Origin of the sequence: Parageobacillus sp. KH3-4, from assembly GCF_022846435.1 — a bacterium.
In the GTDB taxonomy this organism is placed as follows: domain Bacteria; phylum Bacillota; class Bacilli; order Bacillales; family Anoxybacillaceae; genus Parageobacillus; species Parageobacillus thermoglucosidasius_A.
The window spans coordinates 2,373,678-2,394,586 of sequence record NZ_AP025627.1 but is presented as its reverse complement, the minus strand read 5'-3'; the positions used below and the strand labels follow the sequence as shown (position 1 = coordinate 2,394,586).

At 38.4% G+C, this 20,909-nt stretch carries 17 protein-coding genes and 2 pseudogenes; 13 read left to right on the top strand and 6 right to left on the bottom strand.

The features are described from left to right. Positions 1-3 precede the first annotated feature (3 nt). Together MWM02_RS12100 and MWM02_RS12095 are read left to right on the top strand one after the other, a co-directional pair. The gene (locus MWM02_RS12100) at positions 4-792 is read left to right on the top strand and encodes an enoyl-CoA hydratase/isomerase family protein (protein WP_064550835.1); all 789 of its coding nucleotides are present in this window, start codon (positions 4-6) and stop codon (positions 790-792) included. A gap of 98 nt (positions 793-890) precedes the next feature. After that, positions 891-2,228 (top strand): MFS transporter, encoded by a 1,338-nt coding sequence (locus MWM02_RS12095; protein WP_244402121.1) that lies wholly within the window; start codon positions 891-893, stop codon positions 2,226-2,228. Between the two features lie 797 nt (positions 2,229-3,025). Here the strand turns inward: MWM02_RS12095 and MWM02_RS12090 are convergent. Then, a pseudogene (locus MWM02_RS12090) lies at positions 3,026-3,518 on the bottom strand (DoxX family membrane protein). Positions 3,519-3,725: 207 nt separating this feature from the next. Between MWM02_RS12090 and MWM02_RS12085 the strand changes: the two are divergent. The 11 genes and pseudogenes from MWM02_RS12085 to MWM02_RS12040 form a co-directional block, all read left to right on the top strand. Beyond that, positions 3,726-3,887: pseudogene (locus MWM02_RS12085) on the top strand (tyrosine-type recombinase/integrase); the annotation flags it as partial. Positions 3,888-4,530: 643 nt separating this feature from the next. Further along, on the top strand, positions 4,531-5,295 hold the full coding sequence (locus MWM02_RS12080) for a DeoR/GlpR family DNA-binding transcription regulator (RefSeq protein WP_244402120.1): 765 nt from the start codon (positions 4,531-4,533) through the stop codon (positions 5,293-5,295). Positions 5,296-5,522: 227 nt separating this feature from the next. Further along, complete coding sequence (locus MWM02_RS12075) at positions 5,523-6,848, top strand: four-carbon acid sugar kinase family protein (protein WP_244402119.1); 1,326 nt, start codon at positions 5,523-5,525, stop codon at positions 6,846-6,848. Next, entirely contained in the window at positions 6,832-7,851 is a 1,020-nt protein-coding gene (pdxA, locus tag MWM02_RS12070) for a 4-hydroxythreonine-4-phosphate dehydrogenase PdxA (protein WP_244402118.1), read from the top strand. The genes MWM02_RS12075 and pdxA overlap by 17 nt, the downstream gene beginning before the upstream one ends. A gap of 143 nt (positions 7,852-7,994) precedes the next feature. Next, positions 7,995-9,269, top strand: a complete 1,275-nt coding sequence (locus tag MWM02_RS12065) for an MFS transporter (RefSeq protein ID WP_244402117.1) — start codon at positions 7,995-7,997, stop codon at positions 9,267-9,269. A gap of 224 nt (positions 9,270-9,493) precedes the next feature. Next, positions 9,494-9,643: a hypothetical protein gene (locus MWM02_RS12060; RefSeq protein ID WP_481861466.1), complete on the top strand. Its 150-nt coding sequence runs from the start codon at positions 9,494-9,496 to the stop codon at positions 9,641-9,643. 352 nt (positions 9,644-9,995) lie between these two features. Further along, on the top strand, positions 9,996-10,451 hold the full coding sequence (locus MWM02_RS12055) for an OsmC family protein (RefSeq protein WP_244402116.1): 456 nt from the start codon (positions 9,996-9,998) through the stop codon (positions 10,449-10,451). Positions 10,452-11,095: 644 nt separating this feature from the next. Continuing rightward, positions 11,096-12,070: a S8 family peptidase gene (locus MWM02_RS12050; RefSeq protein WP_244402115.1), complete on the top strand. Its 975-nt coding sequence runs from the start codon at positions 11,096-11,098 to the stop codon at positions 12,068-12,070. Positions 12,071-12,368: 298 nt separating this feature from the next. Continuing rightward, positions 12,369-12,458 carry a putative holin-like toxin gene (locus tag MWM02_RS19675; protein WP_481861465.1) on the top strand — a complete coding sequence of 30 codons (90 nt, stop codon included), beginning with the start codon at positions 12,369-12,371 and terminating at the stop codon, positions 12,456-12,458. 540 nt (positions 12,459-12,998) lie between these two features. Then, positions 12,999-13,544, top strand: a complete 546-nt coding sequence (locus MWM02_RS12045) for a hypothetical protein (protein WP_244402114.1) — start codon at positions 12,999-13,001, stop codon at positions 13,542-13,544. 694 nt (positions 13,545-14,238) lie between these two features. Beyond that, positions 14,239-14,379 (top strand): hypothetical protein, encoded by a 141-nt coding sequence (locus MWM02_RS12040; protein ID WP_244402113.1) that lies wholly within the window; start codon positions 14,239-14,241, stop codon positions 14,377-14,379. A 1,935-nt stretch (positions 14,380-16,314) separates the two neighbouring features. Here the strand turns inward: MWM02_RS12040 and MWM02_RS12035 are convergent. From MWM02_RS12035 to MWM02_RS12015, 5 genes are all read right to left on the bottom strand, one after another. Next, the gene (locus MWM02_RS12035; RefSeq protein WP_244402112.1) at positions 16,315-17,109 is read right to left on the bottom strand and encodes a hypothetical protein; all 795 of its coding nucleotides are present in this window, start codon (positions 17,107-17,109) and stop codon (positions 16,315-16,317) included. A 39-nt stretch (positions 17,110-17,148) separates the two neighbouring features. Further along, a complete protein-coding gene (locus tag MWM02_RS12030; RefSeq protein WP_346015948.1) occupies positions 17,149-17,748 on the bottom strand; it encodes a hypothetical protein in 600 nt (199 codons plus the stop codon). Between the two features lie 139 nt (positions 17,749-17,887). Continuing rightward, entirely contained in the window at positions 17,888-19,507 is a 1,620-nt protein-coding gene (locus MWM02_RS12025; RefSeq protein WP_244402110.1) for a ribonuclease YeeF family protein, read from the bottom strand. Between the two features lie 12 nt (positions 19,508-19,519). Continuing rightward, a complete protein-coding gene (locus tag MWM02_RS12020; protein WP_244402109.1) occupies positions 19,520-19,792 on the bottom strand; it encodes a YwqI/YxiC family protein in 273 nt (90 codons plus the stop codon). 15 nt (positions 19,793-19,807) lie between these two features. Further along, the gene (locus MWM02_RS12015) at positions 19,808-20,191 is read right to left on the bottom strand and encodes a YwqH-like family protein (protein WP_244402108.1); all 384 of its coding nucleotides are present in this window, start codon (positions 20,189-20,191) and stop codon (positions 19,808-19,810) included. Positions 20,192-20,909 lie beyond the last annotated feature (718 nt).

Genomic DNA, 20,909 nt, shown 5'->3' with positions numbered 1-20,909 from the left:
ATGATGGAAGCAGTAAAACAATACGATCACATTCGCGTGGAAAAAAATCGGGAGAAAAAGACGGCTACTATTGTGTTCGACCGTCCAGAAAAAATGAACTATATCAGCATGCTTGCACGATCGCAATTTTCGCAAATTTTTGATGAGTTAAACAAAGACGATGATGTTCGTGTCATCATCATTAAAGGAGAAGGTACTCAGGCATTTAGCGCGGGAGGAAATATTCCAGAATTTATGGAAGTACATCCGGAAGAACTTTCACATCTTGCTGTAAATGTTGCAGCGCCAGAGCGTTCACCAAAGCCGGTAATTGCCCAATTACAAGGTTATACATTTGGAGTTGGTCTTGAAATTGCGATGGCTTGTGATTTCCGTATCGCTGCTGATGATACACTCTTAGCGCTGCCAGAGATGAATCTTGGTATGATTCCTGGAAGTGGCGGAACACAGAGGGTAGCCAAAATAGCTGGATTAACCCGCGCGAAAGATATGATTATGAGGGCAAGAAGAATACCAGCGGATGAAGCATATCAATGGGGGCTTATCACAAAAGTAGTTCCAAAAGCAGAGCTTGAAAATGAAGTTAATGCGCTTGCAGATGAACTGATGAAATTTTCACCACTTGCGCTAAAAGTATGTAAACAAGTGCTGAATGCCGCTTATGAAACACCGCTTAGCGCAGGTCTTGAAATCGAAGGAAAAGCATATGGTTTGCTCCGTACAACGGAGGATTTCAAGGAAGGTGTAGCGGCATTCGTGGAAAAAAGAAAACCGAACTTTAAAGGTAAATAAGCCAAAAATTTCAGGGGGCGGAAATTACTCCGCTTCCTGAAGTTGAAATTAAAATTAACTGAAAATTTTAAAAATATACACAAGAAAGGTGGGGCAGTATGAGTGCAAATATGGAGACAACTGTTCAGCAAGCTTCTTCATTGGCCACATCGATTAGTAGAAAGCAAATGATAATAGCCGTTATGGCGTCCCTGTTGGGATGGTCGTTGGATTTGTATGATCTCTTTATTCTGCTCTATGTTGCACCTGAATTAGGAAAGCTGTTTTTTCCGACAGATAAGCCGACACTCTCATTGGCCGCTGTGTATGCTTCTTTTGCCGTTACACTGTTTATGCGTCCGCTCGGCTCAGCGCTTTTTGGTGCCTATGCTGATCGCAACGGAAGGAAACGGGCAATGGTTGTTGCTGTGTCAGGTGTAGGGATTTCTACTGCCCTGTTTGGAGCGCTGCCAACGGTAGCTCAAATCGGTGCTGTTGCAGCGATCATATTTATTGTTCTTCGCTTAATCCAAGGCGTATTTGTCGGAGGAGTCGTTGCCTCTTCTCATACGATTGGTACAGAATCCGTTCCGGAGAAATGGCGTGGCTTGATGTCCGGCCTTGTCGGTGGGGGCGGTGCTGCTCTTGGCGCATTGCTGGCTTCTATTGTCTATTTCGTCTTATCCAACATTTTTTCCGGACCGGAATTCAGCGAGTGGGGCTGGCGGTTCATGTTCTTTACCGGCATATTGAGCTCTGTTCTCGGACTGTTCGTATTCAAAAAGCTTGAGGAGTCTCCGTTATGGATGCAGCACAAGAAGGAGCAAGAAACGAAACCGGAACATCAGCAGTCTCCGGTAAAAATGGTATTCACTAAATACTTGTCGGTTTTATTGATTAATTTAATGATTGTGATCGGCGGTGGATCAGCATATTATCTAACTTGCGGATATCTGCCTACCTTTTTGAAAGTAATTAATAATATTCCGCAGACAGTATCCTCTATGATTCTTATGGTAAGCAGTATTTCTGCCATGATTGCTGCGGTCGTTCTCGGTCATTTGAGCACCATTATTGGCAGAAAGAAAACGTTCATTTTATTAGGTATCGTAAATCTGTTTGCTCTTCCGTACTTGTATGCAGAACTAGCAGGCGCCCACGATCTGACGCTGATTACGCTCTATGCAATGGGGTTAGCGTTTTTAGGGAATGGCTCATATGCTCCCGTACTGATCTTTTTAAATGAACGTTTTCCAACGTCTATTCGTTCGACAGGTACTGGACTGTCCTGGAATATGGGTTTTGCCATAGGTGGGATGATGCCAACTTTCGTAACAATGGTCAGCAGTCAAACGTCGGATATTCCATCGTCCTTGGCGTATTTCTTCATTGCTCTTTTCCTCTTATATTTGTTGGGAAGCTTCATCATTCCAGAAACAAAAGGAAATTTTAAGTAAGCAGCTAAATCAATAAGTTTAGGCAACAGATCTGTCCTTCTAAATTTGCAATATAATGATAGCGCTTTCAATAACTTTGCAAGTCCAAGGTGTTCCAACGGTCCAAGCACTTGCACTAAGGTCAGATTTGTATTTTGTTAATCGCAATGAAATTTGGAGAACCAACTAGTACGGATTAGCATGCCAAGTGGCATGAGAGGTCGGGGGATGGCCCTCCCCCTTCTTCTCGAGTAAGATCTTCGGAGTAAAAACGTTTCCTTTCAGTTCTGGGGTCATTTAAAAGAATTCTAAGGACGCATGAATCGATTGCTTCGTAAATGATTGCTGCATGGTTAGGTTTACTTGTATCAGTTTTGATTTTATCAACTTTTTCAGCATGGATAGGCGGTAGTAGTGTCAAAGGCATGAACTTGTTAATAGGAATGTTTCGACTTTCTTAAATTAGACGGGCTTACTGTTCTTCATTGCATCTCTTGCCGTAAACGTTAAGTGACAAGTTTGGCAACGTTGTCGTTTGCAGGGAAGTTCGACTTAAAATAAGCCAATGAATGACAATAGCCATGAATCTAGAATATGTAGTTGCAGCCAGCTCTAAATGGAGTAATGATTCCATTAGTTTCTAAAGAATTTTTGATGGATGCTGGGATTGTAAAGGACGATTATTTTTTCAAAAAATCTCCGGTTTAAAATTCCTCAAAAGGATCTCATTGATTCTTCTCAGCTTGTGACAAAGTCGGCAAGCTGAACCCCCTATTCATTTTGTGCTTTTGTTAATAGATGTCTTTGTCTATTCTATATTAAGCGCTTTGGGGGAAGTTTCCTTGTTCCTCTTTTTTTATAAATGGAATTACCCAACGGTCTAAACCAGTTTTCCTAGCATGAAAGCCTGCAACAATGATAAACATTCCGATTAAAACCATTTGTAGGTTTGTGCTAGTCGTTCCTGAAAACATATAGGAAAAATTTATAACCAGCCCCATCAAAACTGAAAAAGTGGTAAAAATACCTAAAATAAGTCCAAGACCAACGAAAAATTCTCCCCAAGGAACAAGTATATTAAAAAGCTCGACATTAGGTAATACAAAAGCACTAATAAAGTCTGCCCACCAAGGCTGAACTGCCGGATGGTCACCAGATACTTTTTCTAATCTCCTTTTAGAAATCCAGTAGCATCAAATTGCCGCCAACAATTTTCCCCAGCTAGCTTGCAGCCATGACCGCCAAGATACAATCGCAATACTAAGAGTACATAAGAAGCAAAAACATTTCCCGTAAGAATTTAATTACCATAAAAAACCTCTTTTTTGATAATGATTATCATTATAATAGCCTTTATGTTTTTCGAGAATGGATAAAAGGAATTAAAAATAATAAATAACTGGGCATGATTGTCTAGTCTGTATTTCATATTGAACATTTCTGCTCGTTATTTGAAAGAAGGACGTCAACATCCATCCTTAACAAATTTAGAAAATAAAAAAACGCCCTTCTGACGTGTTCGGGCATACATTTTGTAAGTGAATGTTAAAAGCGACGAACAACGATATGGAGAAAGTGCGGAAATTCGCCGGTCATAGCAATATTGCCACGACATCACGCTATTTAAAAAGCAGCCACAGTGATCTCACCGATGCAGTAGATGCGTTGCCAAAATTCTAGCTACACAGGGGATGAGGATGTCTCCTACAACGGGAAAACACCCTCCATCCCATACCAATGTGCTACTTCTAGGGGATGATTTGTTTGGACATCGCATATCATATCAGTGAAGGACTTTGGTGAAAAACAACCGGCAGAAAAGCGGAAGCGAAGTCTGTCATTTATGACAAATTGCTATTGGCGAAAGTTATTCATATGGATGAAACTGGATTTTGAATTCAAGAGAAAGGACAGTGGCTCCATGTTGCCAGCACCAGTCATCCCAAACAGGATTACGGATGGAGAAGGTGAAACAGCACATCTCGGGTACATGCAGAAGAAGAGGATGACCATGTGTTTTGTCTGATTCCCAACGTAATCTTCGCGATTAAAAAAACAGAAAAAATGTGTATGGGATATCCTTTAACAGTTCATGGAGGGAAATCGTATTTGCTTATTTTCCTCTTCCGTATGAACAAGGTGATTCTAAGAAAGAAAACGCTATTTTTGTGTTGATTTCGTTCAAATTCATTAGCGTAAGTCTGAATAGTAAAATTATTTTAATTTATATAAAATTTAATATTGACAAAACTGAACAAAATTAACATAATTATATACAAATGATGTTAAAAATGAACAAAAAATTATAAAAGGATAGGTTATGATGTTGCCAAATGAACGTCGCCGTTGGATTGAATTGGAAATTATTAATCAAGGAAAAGTTGACATTGAGAAATTAGCAAAACAATTAAATGTTTCCACTATGACAATTCGAAGGGATTTAGCCAAGTTGGAGGAAGAGGGGAAGATTGTAAGAACCCATGGAGGCGCCATTTATCCAAAAGCTTTAGTTCAGGAAACTCCATATTTAGCAAAGAAGGGGAAAAATATTAGGCAAAAGAAAGCAATTGCTCGTAAAGCCCTTGAATTCATTCCAGAGAGTGCAAATATTATTTTAGATTCGGGCACTACGACGATGGAAGTTGCGAAGCTTTTAAAAGGCAGGGAAGACTTGACTATCATTACAAACGATATCAAGATTGCAGCTGAATTAACCGAAAGCAAGCTGAAGGTAATAGTGACAGGAGGAGAGCTTCAAAATAGGGTTGGTACCTTATATGGTTGGCCTACTCAAGAGCTTTTAAAAAACATTCATGCGGATATTTTTTTTCTAGGTGCCCATGCTGTTGATATTGAGTCAGGAGTGACAGCCCCGACCTTTGAAAAATCTTTAATTAAAAAGCTAATGATTCAAGCTGCTGAAACTACGTGGTTACTTGCAGATTCTAGTAAATTCAATCAAAAAGCTTTTTCGTTTGTTTGTGATCTTTCGAGATTAGAGGGAATTATTACGGATTCTGGTTTAAGTGAAGAAGATAGAAACAATTATGAAGAATATGTAACGATTTACAGTGTGGATGAAGATTAGTTTGAAAAATATGAAAATGAATTAATTTTAAAAATATTATGGAGCCAAAGGAGGCGGATAAAAATCCCCTTTACTTTGATGATGAACATAGAAAGTGTTATAGAGAGTGGAAAATGAAACTAATGGATGAAAAAGTTTTTGTGCGGAAGGAGACTGCAATTTGACTAACAATGGTTTAGGTGTGTGCAGAGAGATACATTAACCGGGGGAGAAGGGAGAATAGGAAAGTGAGGGTAGGTGTTATTGCAGATGATTTGACCGGGGCTAATGCAACTGGCGTAAGATTGGCAAAACAGGGGTTCAAAACAGCTACAGTTGTTCAACACGCCCCTTTTCCACATTGCGATAAGTATGATGCTATTTGCATTGATACAGATAGCAGATACTCGCCAAAGGAGATCGCGGAAAATCGTGTTCGCAGGGCTGTACAGATTCTCAAACAATGGAACGTTCAAGTATTTTGTAAAAGAATTGACAGTACAATTCGTGGAAATATTGGGTTAGAGATTGATACTGTTTTGAACGAACTGGGCGAACATTCGATTGCCGTAGTTGTTCCCTCTTTTCCTGACTCAGGAAGAATCACAACAGGTGGATATTTGCTTGTTGATGGAATCCCCGTTCAAGAAACAGATGTGGCAAAAGACCCGGTAATGCCAGTTGATAAATCGTTTGTTCCAGATGTAATAAAAAAGCAAAGTAACTATCCCGTCTCTTCGATAGGCTTAGATATTGTTCTTTCTGGAGTAGAGGCGATCACAAATAAACTAAAGGAAAAAATAGAACAAGGATATCGAATTGTGGTTATTGATGCGGTAAATGACGAGCATATTGAATCCATTGCTTTAGCTATGACAAAGATTCAGGGTAAAAACATGATTCCAGTTGATCCGGGGCCTTTAACAGCTTATTATGCACGTCTATATTTACATCAGGAGGTTAATTCAAAAAAACTATTAGCTGTTATTGGAAGTGTAACATCTTTAACTGGACGTCAGCTTCACTATCTCTTATCAAAAACAAATGCCAATCCAGTATACGTAAACCCGAAAAAGTTAGCTAGCTTTACTGATAGCTGGCAGGAAGAAGTAGATCGTGCAGTATCTGTTGGATTAGAACTGTTAGAAAAAGAAAATATTTTAATTGTTACTACTTACCATCCAGGAAATAAATTAATTAACTTGAAAGCGCTATCAGAGATTGAACAAGCATCTGAGGATGCTTTAGCAAAACGGATTACAGATGGTCTTGCAGTAATCAGTCGGAAAATTATTGAAAACTCTAAATATCCAATTGCCGGGTGCTTTTCAAGCGGTGGAGATGTAACAGCCTCTCTTTGCGCTGTAGGCAGAGCAAATAGTATTGAGGTTGAAGATGAAGTGCTTCCATTAACATCATTTGGATACTTTTCCGGTGGATATTTAGATGGTCTGCCTGTTGTAACAAAAGGTGGAATGATTGGGGACCAGCGATCCATTTACAAAAGTTTAAGGTTTTTACAAACGAAAATTACTAATAATAAAGGGAGTGTAAGAAATGTCAGTACAAACTAAACACATTATTGCAATTCCAATGGGAGATGCCGCAGGGATTGGTCCGGAAATTACGGTAAAAGCTCTGAACAATCCAGAAATATACGAAGTTTGTTCTCCGCTTGTAATCGGTCATGCTAAAGTGTTGGAAATTGCCATGGATTTTTCCGGTATTTCCCTAAAAGTCAATGAAATTAATGAACCTTCTGATGGAAAATACGAATATGGAACGATAGATGTTATTTCATTAGATAATTTAGATGTAGAGTCACTTGAAATCGGAAAAGTCCAAGCACAATGCGGAAAAGCAGCTTACGAATACATTGAAACTGCTGTGCAATTAGCCCTTGATGGAAAAGTGTCAGCATTAGCTACAACACCGATAAACAAAGAATCGTTGAAAGCGGCAAATGTACCGTTTATAGGGCATACAGAAATACTAGCGGCATTGACAAACTCTGACGATCCACTGACAATGTTTGAAGTCAGAAATATGCGAATCTTCTTTCTGACTAGACATCTTTCACTAAAAGATGCAATTGCTGCAATGACAAAAGAACGTATTTATGATTACCTTGTTCGCTGTGATAAAGCGCTGCAACGCCTAGGAGTTGAAAATCCAAAAATTGCGGTGGCGGCGTTAAATCCGCATGGTGGAGAAAATGGTTTATTTGGAAGAGAAGAAATAGACGAGATTATTCCAGGAATTCAAATGGCTGTTGAAAAGGGGATCAACGCTGTTGGACCAGTTCCTGCTGATTCTGTTTTCCATCAGGCATTGCATGGAAAATATGATGCTGTACTTTCACTTTATCATGACCAAGGGCATATTGCAGCTAAGATGACCGATTTTGAACGAACAATTTCAATTACAAATGGCTTGCCCTTCCTTCGCACATCCGTTGATCATGGTACGGCATTTGACATAGCTGGTAAAGGAATTGCAGTATCAATCAGCATGGAAGAATGCATAAAAGTTGCCGCTAGATATGCTGGCCAGTTCCGTGCTCCGCAAAAGGCATAAACCTTATGGAGAAATAATCGGAGATGTAACCTTTTCCGATTATTTCTCATGATGAATATTGAAAGCGGTTACTTAAATGCTTAAAAATCTGGTTATATACAAAAATTCATAATATTCCTTCATTAACATTAGGAGGTACTTTTATGAGATTATCAAAATGGTTGAGAATTATTCCGGTTGCATTTATCATGTATATGCTTGCTTATATGGACCGCATCAACATTGGTGTTTTAATGCCTTATATACAGGAAGGCTTGAATATTTCGGCTTCCGCAGCAGGTGATATAGCTGGCATATTCTTTGTTGGATATTTAATTCTTCAAATCCCAGGTGGTATTCTTGCGACTAAGTGGTCTGCTAAGAAGTTTATTTTTATTTTAATGATTCTTTGGGGATTAGCTGCCATGGCTTCTGGACTGGTTCAAACCGAGGGGCAACTTAAACTCGTACGATTCCTGTTAGGAGTGGCAGAAGGCGGTGTTTGGCCAGCAGTTCTTGTACTTCTTGCTAACTGGTTTACTATCCAAGAAAGGGCTCGGGCAAATGCATTTTGGATGGCATGTTTGCCGGTTTCAGCCATGCTTATGGCGCCGCTGACAGGCATTTTATTAAAGCATTTTGACTGGAAAATGGTGCTGATTTTAGAAGGTATACCACCAATTATTTGGGCGTTTGTGTGGTATATGATCATTAAAGATAGACCATCAGAAGCAAATTGGATGGATGAAAACGAGAAAAAACAACTATTAAGTATGTTAGCAGCTGAGCAAGACAAGGCCGTCAAATCTGAAGGGTATACCGCAGCATTTAAAAATAAAACCGTATGGGGACTTGTGATCATGTATTTCTTATGGATGACCGGATTTTACGGCTATACATTATGGGTGCCAAGCGTTGTTGGGGAATTTACGGAAGATTCAGCCATCATGGGATGGTTGACAGCTGTTCCTTTTACGTGTGCTTTAATTGGAATGATTATCAATTCTTATTGGTCTGATCGGCGCATGAACCGTGTGCAGCATGTGGTGGTGCCACTGCTTATTGCCGCTTGTACAATGGTAGCAGGGCAGTTTGTTGAATCACCTATATTGAAAATGGTTCTCCTGTCTATTACTGCCATTGGTGTTTATGCGCCATACGGGCCGCTATGGGCGATACCGACCGAAATTATTCCGGCTGGAGTCGTTGGTGCTGCTCTTGGACTGCAAAATGCCATCGGGAACCTTGGAGGGTATAATGGGCCGAAATTCTTCGGTGTATTGAAAGATGCTACCGGAAGTTTTCACGCTGGGTTTTATTTCTTAGCATTATCGCTTGCTCTTGCAGCAATTGTTACTTTAATTTTAGGAAGATCTATGGCTAAAAAAGATGCATCCATCAGAGCAAACAACAATAATAGCATTGTAAAATTAAATTAAAAACTCGAAGCTATGCATAAGGGTGCAACTATAAATGTCGATGAAATCCATATCGTTGCGGTTGTCCGCCCCATTCACTCTTTAACTTATTAAATACTTGTTAATCTCACGGCGCTGTAAGAAATATAAATTAAGCATGGCGTTATCCCTCTACAAAGTTAGACAGCGAAAAAGAGAACATTTGATATGATGTTCTTAAGTGTCGGCTTGGGAGGGGAGTTTTTATGGCGAAAAAAGGACAAACTTTTCACACCTATGCCAAAGAGCGGAAACGGGAAGTCATTCATTTGAAGTTGGCGGAGGGCTGGTCTTATCGTCGGCTCCGTGAATATTTTGGAATCAAAAGCGATGCTTACAATCACAGTCGTTTCTAAGACAAACTGAACGGCCTTCCCCAGTGGAATATCGAGAAAGGCTGCAGCTTCATATGCTCTTTTTCAATATCTACTTGACAGGGGTATGTGCATATCCCCTTCTTTTTTTGTCTACTATTATTATAAGGGGATAATATCATAACCACCCTTTTCTTTTAATATATTTTACCATAATTAGGATTAAACTGTTCTTTGTTTTTTATAACTGAATATTTTAAGGTTTTCTAACGCGATATTAATGGAAGGTGTTTATGGAGAAAACACTTCGAAATTTTCCTTTACACCTAACTGTTAATTTTTTATAATTTAATTAATTCCGATAAATTTACTTAACTAAAGGGGGGGAGAGGGTATGGCCCAAGCGTCTACATTGTTTAAAGTGTCTGCTAAAGGTAAATGGGAATCGGGCGTCAAAACCAATATTTCTATACGGAATTTTCCTGCTTTTTCTATGGATGAACCGGCAGAATTAGGTGGGGCTGATGCAGCGCCAACTCCACTGGAATATGTAGTTGCAGCTCTGTGTGGTTGTAATGGAGTGATGATTCCATTAGTTGCCGAAGAATTAGGGTTTACTTTCTCGGGAATTGATTTTGAAACAACAGGCATTATTGATACCCGGGGGCTAATGGGGGAAGAAGGAGTTTGCACGCATTTCCAAAAGGTTCGTTTCCAGGTGAATATACGAACTGAAGAAAGTGAAGAGAGAATGGAGCAGCTGAAAAAAGAAGTAGAGAGAAGATGTCCTGTATTGAATCTGTTGCTTGATGCAGGAATTCAAGTGGATACAAAATGGAGCAAGAAATAAAAGGCCTATTGTGGGATCTAAAATAAATGAGAGTAAGAAAAAAGGGATGGGGGACGCCATCCCATGTTTTTTTCGCGCGTCCAGCTAGGGTTGTAGTTTGGTGTTAGTTTAGATTATAAAACACAACAAATGAGGAAATTGTAGGGAGGAAACGATTTTGAGAGAATCAGCCGCTGTGCCGGCGATTATTTCATTTTTAGCTTGCCATTAGAAGTTTTGCGACATGGTCAATGTACATCTATTCAAAAAATGGGTCATATGACATAGACAAAGTTTTAGTTAGACGCACCCCAATGTTTTTAAGAGCGAATGGCAGAATGAAAACTTATTTACTGGAGAGAACACCTGATCGACACAATCTGATTAAAGAAAAGATAACTGATGGACTGAAAAACTTGATGGCATTTTCGTTTAATGATGGATTCGGGAGGAAGAATTTTCGTTCCAGAGTTTACATCTTTTTAGTAAAATATATTAATTTATACAACTTTTGGACTATAAATCCAATCATCAAAAAACCAAACTAAAGTATCTATTTGGTAGGACATGTTTATGGTATAATTTACAGAAAGTTCAGATTTTTTGTTTTGATTGTCGGTGGAGTTGTACCTGTTTTAGCCATTTCATTTTTAGGAGGGATTAGTATGGAAAATGCTATTCGTTTGATTCCGTTTAAGATTGAAGAAAAGCTTGAGAGTGTAAAGGAAATCCCTGAAGGCGTCAATATGGTACAAGCACCTGAGATTTGGAAAGAAGGTATAAAAGGAAAAGACATTGTGATTGCTGTCATTGATACTGGATGTGATAGAAACCATCCTGATTTAAAAGATAGAATTATTGGCGGTCGAAACTTCACCACAGATGATAACGGTGATGTTGATAATTATTCGGATTATAACGGTCACGGAACCCATGTGGCCGGAACGATCGCCGCAATAGAAAATGATCAAGGTGTCGTCGGCGTTGCCCCTGAAGCAAAACTATTAATTTTAAAAGTGTTGGCAAATGATCCGAACAATCCAGGGTCAGCAACTGGTAAATATGAATGGATTGTAAATGCAATTAACTACGCTGTAGATCAAAAAGTAGATATTATCTCCATGTCATTAGGTGGCCCTTCCGATGTGCCAGAATTACATCAGGCAGTCAAAAGAGCTGTTGAAAACAATATTTTAGTTGTATGTGCAGCAGGAAATGAAGGAGACGGAAACGAAAGAACGGAAGAACTTTCTTATCCAGCAGCTTACAATGAAGTCATTTCAGTTGGAGCCGTCAGCCTCGATGGTCAAATATCGCGATTTACCAATTCGAATAAGGAAATTGATGTTGTTGCACCAGGGGAAAAAATTCTTTCCACCATTCCAGGCGGAAAATTCGCTATTTTTAGTGGCACATCGATGGCAACTCCTCATGTTTCGGGCGCTTTGGCTTTAATCAAGCAACTATCTGAAAAAGAATTTGGCCGAAAGCTTACAGAACCTGAGCTCTATGCTCAATTAATCAAACGTACAATGCCGCTAGGTTTTCCAAAAGCATTGGAAGGAAACGGGCTCGTTTACTTAACAGCGCCGGATCTTTTAAGCAGACATTATGAAAAAACACAAATCTCAAGCATATAAAACAGAATTTGGCGTTTTTGATTTTGAATGGACTGCGCTATTCCACGTAAGGAAGAGTGCTGCTGCGAGCAAGATAAAAGTAATGACAAACACTTCTTTCATTTCCGACGGAAGAATAAAATTTTTTTCATTGTGGTGCCGCGAAGCAATGCATAGGTGGCCAACGGAGCAGCGATGTCTAATAAAATAAAAAGATGATTCTTAGTATCTTCTGTTTTTAATATCGATATATATAGAAACGCAATAGTATGGGAAACTCAAGGGTGGGTCGGCATTCTACCCCTGTGGAAAGGGGGTGATGCCGATGACGGTATTTGAAGCGTTAATGTTTGCGATAGCATTTGCAAGTTTAGTCGTTTCAATACTGTCATATCATCAAAAGAAATAATCCACCCTTGAGTTGACGGCGGTTGGGTGGATTATTTCTACCTGCACTGTCGATCCCCCTTGAAGGGAACCGTCTATTGCGCGACCGAGGGTGTTGCCGCACCTTCGGTCTTATTTTTTATTTATATGGAATTCTCTATGCATTATATTATACATGATTAGCATTAGTGTTGCAAAATGAAGATTCTTGCGTAATTTCCTTCGAGTTCGTAAGCTGTGTCGGAAATGGCAACATGACACTTTTATGATATCCTCATCATCTCCCCTAGTGTTTCGAGAGGCTGATTTTATTGAGAAGTTTGGAATGCAACATAATATGTATTATGTTTAATTCGGGATTAAAATATTATATTTTTGTTTCGCTTCGATTTTGAACGCCGAAGCATCAATAGTGGGAAACAATATAATGCAGATTGGTTTTTCTTTCAGGGATAAAAAGGAAAAAATTACTCTACTGATGGGAACAAAGGACACATGTATAAAACGGGAAAGATTGTTAAACAATAGTAACGCTCAACAAAGATATATATGAGGTGATGGAATGAAAGTATGGTCTAAATTTTTAATCTGTATATGTTTGCTATTTGCGTTTCATTTACCTGTTCAGGCGCAACATGTTGCCATTCCAAAGCAAGTAGTAAATATCAAGCGTGTCGCAAATTTAAAGGATTTAGTAAGCGGCTCAACATTAATTGCTTATGGTTGGTTCGATACTTCTTTTCAGAAACAGCCGTTGGATAAATCTGTACAAGGTGGGCAGCTCGTCAATTTTGTACAAAACTTTCATGTCGACAAATATGTAAAGGGAACCAGTGGCAAAATCATCACCGTGTTATCAACCGGTATTGAACCCCTTCCTGATCCTTTAAATCCTAACAACAAAGTTTATCCAGGACCGATGGCTGAGGGTCGATATTTTTGTTTCCTAAAACCTGTTCCAGGAACAGAATTGTATACCATTGTCGGGGGATGGCAAGGGGTCTATCCTGTTTACGAAGGAAAAACCATTTCCTTGGAAGAAGAAGGTTTTCCAGAGCTAAATCAATTAACGCTTAGACAATTTGAAGCAAAAATTAAATCCTACTAAATACTGTACACAGAAAAGATAGGCGGCAGGCCTATCTTTTCGCAATGGATGGAGCAAACTTCCTTTATAATCAAAAAGATGATTGTAAAACCTATTTTCCATATTACAGCATTATGTCTAAGGATAATATTTTTTCGTTCTTCGCTAATCCCTGTTTTCTCACATCCCGATGAACTACAGCATCTTTTATGTATGCTCTAAAGTGACTGCTCTAGCAAATCCTATAAGACAACCTAGTTGCCATACTCCAACAGCAATACTTGAATTCAGTATTTTTGCAATATCTTCCTCGCTGCGCTCAGGCCACCATCCGCGTTGTTAAAAAGCTCTTTTACAGCAAGAGGATGAATAGTTGGTCTTTATGTAACATTGTATGTTTATTCATTTAATTGTTGTAGTTGTAATTTAATGAATCTTTTTGGAAGTTGCCTATCCCCCCTTGGCGCCTAGAGGGTTTCAGTTTATCGACATTATCGTTCATTCAGGATTTTATACCTTCGAGCCGTTGCCGATTCCGCCTATGGGGGTGAAGAGAATGATACGTGCTGCGAGAAAAAGAAGATGGTCGCTCTGATCAAGTATAACACGTTGGACTTGGAACAAACGAAAGTGCGGGTGAAGGAGATCGCCGAATCGAGAGAATGATGTATGATAAGGAACTGGATGAGTGGATTTGCGCCAAAGGGGACGGTTGGTGTTTGTGTATGAACAAAAGGAAACGGCCGACGGTACGCCGCTGTCAAATGGACGTCCCGTTGTACGGCATGTGCCGGATGCCCGTTTCAAGCGGTATGCACCAAAGGCAAAGACACGAAAACCATCCGCGTTTCTTTGAAAAATCAACAACAACGCTAGGAAATTCGGGAAACGGTTGTCCTACGGAAGCAGGGGCGGCGATGTATCGAAAACGAGCCGGTGTTTGGGCAAATCAAGCAAAACCAGCATTTTTTGTTAAGATAGCTCCTAAAAATTACAGTGGAATGGGGGAATTTGTGCTGACCACAATTTGAAAAAATGGGCGTCCACCGTCGACCCAATGAAAAGAAAAAGGAGGAACATACGGAGGTAAGAAGAAACAGATACTTTGGGAAAATAAAAACAAAAGCAGAAGGCTGTCCCAAAAGGTCATTTTAACGACCTTTTGAGGACAACCTCAGCCTGTCGATAAAGCCGACAAGCTGAAAAGATAATTCTTATTATCTTTTGTTTGCCGTTAAACCATTTTTTTTAATGAACAATGTAATAAAACCAAAACAAACGTTCGTTTCTTATAGAAAAATTTTCTAAAATGTGATATAATAAAAGCGCAATAGCACGGAAAACTCAAGGGTGGTCGGCGTTCTACCCCTATAGAAAGGGGGTGGTGCCGGTGACAGTATTTGAATCATTGATGTTCGCGATAACTTTCGCAAGTCTGATCGTTTCGATACTGTCATATCATCAAAGGAAATAATCCACCCTTGAGTTGATGACGACTGGGTGGATTATTTTCTGCCTACTGTCGATCCCCCTTGAAGGGAACCGTCTATTGCACGACCGAGGGTGTTGCCGCACCTTCGGTCTTATTTATTTTATATGTACTTTCTATATATATTATACATCATCCATATTAGTGTGTGCAAAATGCAAATTAACATAAACTATTATTTTATGCTACTTTTCTAGCAATTATTCATTAAATAAAAATGAATTTTGTGTATAAATACTCTTTTGCCTCTTCCTCGTTCTACCTGCTTGGACTTGCTATATTCGTCCTCATCATTTATTTCTCGGATGGCGAACAGTCTGATCCAAAAACTTAACCTTCGTTCCATTTTTCTAATAAATCTTTCATGGAGAAGATGGTACGTTTTTTCTTTTTTGCATTTTGAATGTGGTTATTAACTAAGTCTTGAAAAAAGTTTCGATATACTGATGTTTGCATTTCTCTACAATGTCCTTTTCTATAAATGATCGAGAAAAAGCTGTTTTAAAATATTATATTTTCTTTCATCGCGTGTAGTTCCAACTACTTCCGTGATAATTACCATACTCATCTGCAAACAACATCTAATGAAGGCACAAGGCCAATTAGTAAGATAGATGTTCATTTCTATTTATAAAAACCCTCCTAAATTATTCCAATTCTATCATACTTCTAATACAAAACTTTAGCAATAAAAAACAAAACATCAAAAGAGTTCTGTCAATGCATATTATTGTTCTAGTTCTACAGCTTGGACTCGGTAACTTGAATTTTCTCTAATGGCTGATACTTATTCAGGGTGAAGAATCGAAACATCAGGTCACCGTGCTTCCGTTCATGGCGCCAACTATATGAAGCTCCTGATTGAATCCGAAGCACTCACCAAGTACAGCTTGTAAAAGGTATATAACCACGAAAGCCTGAGACTTGAGTCGTCAGGATGAGGTGAAAAACGGTTTTGAATTGAGCGACAGGTTGCTAAACACCAATGAGATTTTTGCCTATGATACTTAACGGAACAAGAAGTGAGCGCCTGCACGCAGGTGTAGAAAAAACTCTCTAGTTGTCGATTTTGGTCGTGTAGAGGATCAAAGTAAACTAAAACAGGCATACTCTAGACAAAGGGATTGACGTGGAAGAGATTAGTGTATCTGATCACGACGGCAGAAAAGAAATAAAAGTGTTAGACAGTCAAATCGTACATATCTGTTTTAACCAATGCAGTGATTACATCATCTGCATTTATCACACAAAAAAAATTCCCGCCCAATACATAGCGGGAGGAAAAACGTTGAGAATATGACATTAGGATAGATGAAAAAATTCCTTTATCGTCTCTTCTATTTTTTGGAAATATTCTTGAAAAGACACAGGAACAATAAAGATTTTATTCTTCTCAATCTTTTCATAGTCAATATGCCAAATAAACGATTTGCTTGGAAGAAAAAAGGCCACTTGGTCCAAAACAGATCTATTTTTCACATAATCGGATTCCATAAAAGCGAAATTGTTTAATTCCTGCCCATTATCCAAAAAATCTTGTAAAAATAAACGCATAGTGGACGGGACTTTTTCATCTTGCATCGCTTCAACAAGCACTTCCGGTTCTGATGTATGAAGCTCATCAAACAGCTTACTGTTTATTTCCATAGGCAGGATATCTTCGGGCTTCTTTCTTCTAGTATTTGAAGCAAAAAAGTGACCAAGCAAATTAAAAAATCCTTTTTGAGGATCATGAAATGAAAAGGAATGTTCGTTTCCTTTCACATGTTGAACTAAAGTTTTGGAATCATGGACACGGTGCAGCAACAATACGTGTCTTTTTTTCATATCCACGCATCGAACTTTTTCTCTGGACTGTACTAACAGATGAATCAAATTTTCTAATCCCGGAACTAATAAAGATTCTCTTGTCACATCTAAATAACCTTTCTGATGCAGCAGCTGCTCGACTTCACGGATAAAACGTTGTTCTTCTTCTTCATTTTCTACTAAAGTAGCGTCGTTTAATATTTGGCTGGCTATTTCGCTGTATCCGCATAAAGCCAGAGCAGAAACTAATTCGTTCATCGATAAAGCAACGGTTCCATTTGTACTCATGTGATCGCATCTCCTTCAAAGTATTCACTTATAGCTATATCAATCATATACGCCAAGAAGCACAAAAGATTGCAAAATTAGTACAAGGAAAGTTAAAATCGCAAATAGTTTATTGAGCAAAAACGGCATTTTGGATAGAAGTAATTGAATATAATGGTTAAAGCCCATAATAAATAACGTAACATATTTAAAAAAATAATTTGATATACTTTTCTGGTTATTGTCTATGTTCGCGTTAGAATAATAATAAGCAATAACAACACGCTGAATAAATATGGATACAAAAGCGCATATCCAGCTAACTGTAAACCATAATGGAAGATAGTTGCTTGGATAAGGTATGAAAATAAAGCCTAAAGAAAAAAGGGTTATTACACAAAAAGCTAAAGCCATTCCTATCCATTCATTTTTTTCTCTTTTTTTGAAGATTGATTGAATGATTCGTTTTATACGGACCGGTTCATAGAAAAAGCAAGCGGGAATAAAAAGCAACATAAACAGAAGTTCAAAACCGGAAATAAAAATGAAAACAATAATTGAACCGTCTTCATCCCAGTCATTTTTATTGATGAGAAGTATAGCGAGAAGGAGAAGGACAAAGAGATTACTCTCTAAAAAAAAGGCTGCTCCTCTTTTAATGGAAAAATTTTTTTTATTCTTTTTTTTTAATGGAAATGTGCGAACTTGTTGCTTCAATTCAGAGCTTGGAAATAATACTTTCATAATATAAATATCTCCTTTGTTAAAGTAATTTGGTATAATCTCAATTTTTATTACACTAATTAAAAAAATCCACAATAAACTTTTCCGCGCTTGTTAAAGAATCCCTTACCATTTCTGTAACGTTTTCAATACCTTCCTCAATTTCTTTTCCTACCTTTTCTACACCTTCCTTGATTTTCTGCACACCTTCTCCAAATTCTCGTCCGACTTTTTCGCCAAAGTCTTTTGCAACATCCTCTATTAACCATGACCCAACAATACCAACTCCGGCGCCAATAGCTCCGCCAATAATTGTTCCCGGACCTGGTGCTATTAATGAACCTATATATGCCCCTGCAGACGTTGTAGCAACAACGCCAATATCAAGTCCAATACCTGCCGAAAACCTCCCGAAATTTTCAAACGAAGATTTATATTGGTTGTTGTCACTCCAAAATTCACCTATATTTGTCGTGACCGAGAACGCTATTCCTGCATATGGCAACCTTTTAATAAGTTTTGATACAGATTTAACATCTGTAAATTGCCGAATGGTGCTTTTAATATCCACTTTTGCTTTATATTGTTTTAATAGGCTTTCATCAAAGACAAGGATTTTGTGTTGTTGTGCGATGATTTTTCCAAAACTGATTCTATTTGTTTTCGCATGCAAACCAATAAGGTCACGTAAAACACCGCTTGGCGCACGATTATATTTTGCTAAAAATCTTTTAATTACATTAGCAGAGTTTTTATCTCCTTTTTTTAATAATTCATAGATTGTTTCTGCAATTTTTGACTCATATTTTTTATTTGCTCCTTGTATCCACGTTGGCGATGCTTTAATAATAAAATTTCCTTTCGCATCTTTCGATAAAGTTAATAAGCCTGAATTGAGAACATGAACTGCAAGTAATCCTTTTGCAACACTAAGCCCGCCGTTGAATTTGCCAAGGGAATCCAGCCATTCGGCGACGGCACCCACAAAAGTGGAATCTCCCTCTTGTACAGACAGTTCAATCGCCTCATCAATCATTTTTTTGAACGTATCTGTTTCGGAAATGTAATTTTCGATTTCTTTTATTTGTTCTTTGCTTAAGAAAACGCCGCCTTTTGTCCATTCGCGCAGTTTCTGGGTGAATGAACGAATTTGAGCAAGCTGCTCTTGCAAGGATGACAGTTCGCGAGAGATTTCTTCATCAAACTTCGCCAGTTCATGGACAGTTTTTTGAGCGTGACTTTTTGCCGATGCGATTTGATGCTGAAAATGAAGAATTTGAACGGGAGTGCCATGAACCAAATCTGCCACGTCGAAAAAATATTGATTGATGCTATTGACTGTTTCCTCAGTGAAGTTTTCTAACTGATTAAGGCCTGTTTTTACTTCTGTTTCGATAAATTCTTCGCTTATAAAACCGCTATTTGTTTCAAAATGTTCGATCCTAGTTAAAATGTCTTTTAGAATGTCTAAATACTGATAAAGAAATTGATGCAGCAGGAGAATGGCAGGAATATGCAAAGTGGCAAAGTGTTCTTTAATCGCTTCACCGCCTTCCCCCTTTAAAGCATCGTCTAAATGGATTATTTTGTTTACAGCATCGCGAACAGCAAGAATTTGTTCTTTTTCTTGCTGTTTTTGACGGATCAATTGATTGGTTTCATGCGAAACTTCCGATACTTTTAATGCCTTCATCATCTTGACTCCCCGTTATATGGTCATCTTTTTGGCAATATTTCGGTCTGTCTCCGCAAGATTCTCAATATGTCTGCGAACATCGCTTTCAATGTTTAACAGCGTATTTTTATAATCGGCAACGATTTGATAGTAAAGGTCTTCAATTGCTTTTATTTTTGTGATGAAATCAAGAGAGGAAACAGGGAACGATGGATGTGAATGGTTAGTGTTTAATTCGCCGATTTTACGTTTTAGCCCGTCTAAGGACGCTTCAACTTCCTGTAAATGGACTTTAATTTCTGTCATTGTGATCCCACCTGTTTACTGAGCCTTTAGATGAGCCAGCTGGCTTCGTTTTGAAGAGATGGTGTTGGAAATGCTTGTATTCATCACTTCTAGTTCCGATATCTTTTTGGAAATATCATTTAGAAGGTCTTCGGTTTGCTGAATAATGCCAGTGTATGCGTAATTGGTGTCGTTTCTTATATCTAAAAACATATCGGCATATTTGCCCTGCCATGTATAGGGAGTGAGCTCGGGGTCAAATACAAGTGGTTTGTGATCAACCAATTCACTAAGTTCATTGGATATGCCGCTTTCAGCTTTTTTTAACCGTGCAATTTTTTCGTGATTACCGCGCAATTGGTTTTCAAGATTAGAAATATCATTATATAATTGGTGAATGATGTATTCTTTCTCCGTCATATTCATCTTCCTTCAAAATAACTACTGTTTATAGAAAATATGGAATTCATTATATATTTTACACAGTGTTTGTTTTCCAGGAAATATGAAACAGGAAAATTAAGGATTTTGAATCATTTTATTCATAAAAATATGATAAAAAATACCTATTTGAATTTTGAGAAATCCATTCAATCAGCGCTTATTTGTAAAAGAAACGCGCCTGAATGGGGGCTTTTTGTATGCCCGGTATAGGAGCAGTCTATAGGAGGATGGTCCCAATCCGTGAAGGCAAAAGCAGCTGCTAATCTAGCGTAAGGGTGTTCGTGGCGACATGGAATCGGAAGGGAGCGGGCGGCAAACTTTCGGACTGAGGAACATGAACTTCATAGGAGGCTAGGTATTATTGGTAAATTTTTGCACAATAAAACAAATTTCTTTCTGCCGAAGGGGATGCTGAGCAAATGAAGCAGATGGGGAAATGACCACAGTTGAGTTATAATTTAGATAAATTATTCATAATAAAAGCAAGGAACACGAGCATGAACAAATTCCTTCTATCTGTATCTGCACGTGTTTTTTTCTTTTTCTTTTCATATGGGCTACGGTGGCGACAGAAGTGATCCATGCAATCGATCAGTAGCTGTTGCAATTATTTAACTCGTGAATCGAAGGCTAACGTCTTGAATTTTCTAGTTTTTGTGAATGTTAAATTGTCCTCCATCTCGAAGCGAAGTGA

Bases quoted from the DNA above. Each gene is read 5' to 3' on its own strand.
- MWM02_RS12055 (WP_244402116.1), top strand. From the start codon at position 9,996: ATGGCCCAAGCGTCTACATTGTTTAAAGTGTCTGCTAAAGGTAAATGG.
- MWM02_RS12015 (WP_244402108.1), bottom strand. From the start codon at position 20,191: ATGACGGAGAAAGAATACATCATTCACCAATTATATAATGATATTTCT.
- MWM02_RS19675 (WP_481861465.1), top strand. From the start codon at position 12,369: ATGCCGATGACGGTATTTGAAGCGTTAATGTTTGCGATAGCATTTGCA.
- MWM02_RS12060 (WP_481861466.1), top strand. From the start codon at position 9,494: ATGGCGAAAAAAGGACAAACTTTTCACACCTATGCCAAAGAGCGGAAA.
- MWM02_RS12025 (WP_244402110.1), bottom strand. From the start codon at position 19,507: ATGATGAAGGCATTAAAAGTATCGGAAGTTTCGCATGAAACCAATCAA.
- MWM02_RS12050 (WP_244402115.1), top strand. From the start codon at position 11,096: ATGGAAAATGCTATTCGTTTGATTCCGTTTAAGATTGAAGAAAAGCTT.
- MWM02_RS12095 (WP_244402121.1), top strand. From the start codon at position 891: ATGAGTGCAAATATGGAGACAACTGTTCAGCAAGCTTCTTCATTGGCC.
- MWM02_RS12020 (WP_244402109.1), bottom strand. From the start codon at position 19,792: ATGACAGAAATTAAAGTCCATTTACAGGAAGTTGAAGCGTCCTTAGAC.
- MWM02_RS12080 (WP_244402120.1), top strand. From the start codon at position 4,531: ATGTTGCCAAATGAACGTCGCCGTTGGATTGAATTGGAAATTATTAAT.
- MWM02_RS12065 (WP_244402117.1), top strand. From the start codon at position 7,995: ATGAGATTATCAAAATGGTTGAGAATTATTCCGGTTGCATTTATCATG.
- MWM02_RS12045 (WP_244402114.1), top strand. From the start codon at position 12,999: ATGAAAGTATGGTCTAAATTTTTAATCTGTATATGTTTGCTATTTGCG.
- MWM02_RS12100 (WP_064550835.1), top strand. From the start codon at position 4: ATGGAAGCAGTAAAACAATACGATCACATTCGCGTGGAAAAAAATCGG.
- pdxA (WP_244402118.1), top strand. From the start codon at position 6,832: ATGTCAGTACAAACTAAACACATTATTGCAATTCCAATGGGAGATGCC.
- MWM02_RS12035 (WP_244402112.1), bottom strand. From the start codon at position 17,109: ATGAGTACAAATGGAACCGTTGCTTTATCGATGAACGAATTAGTTTCT.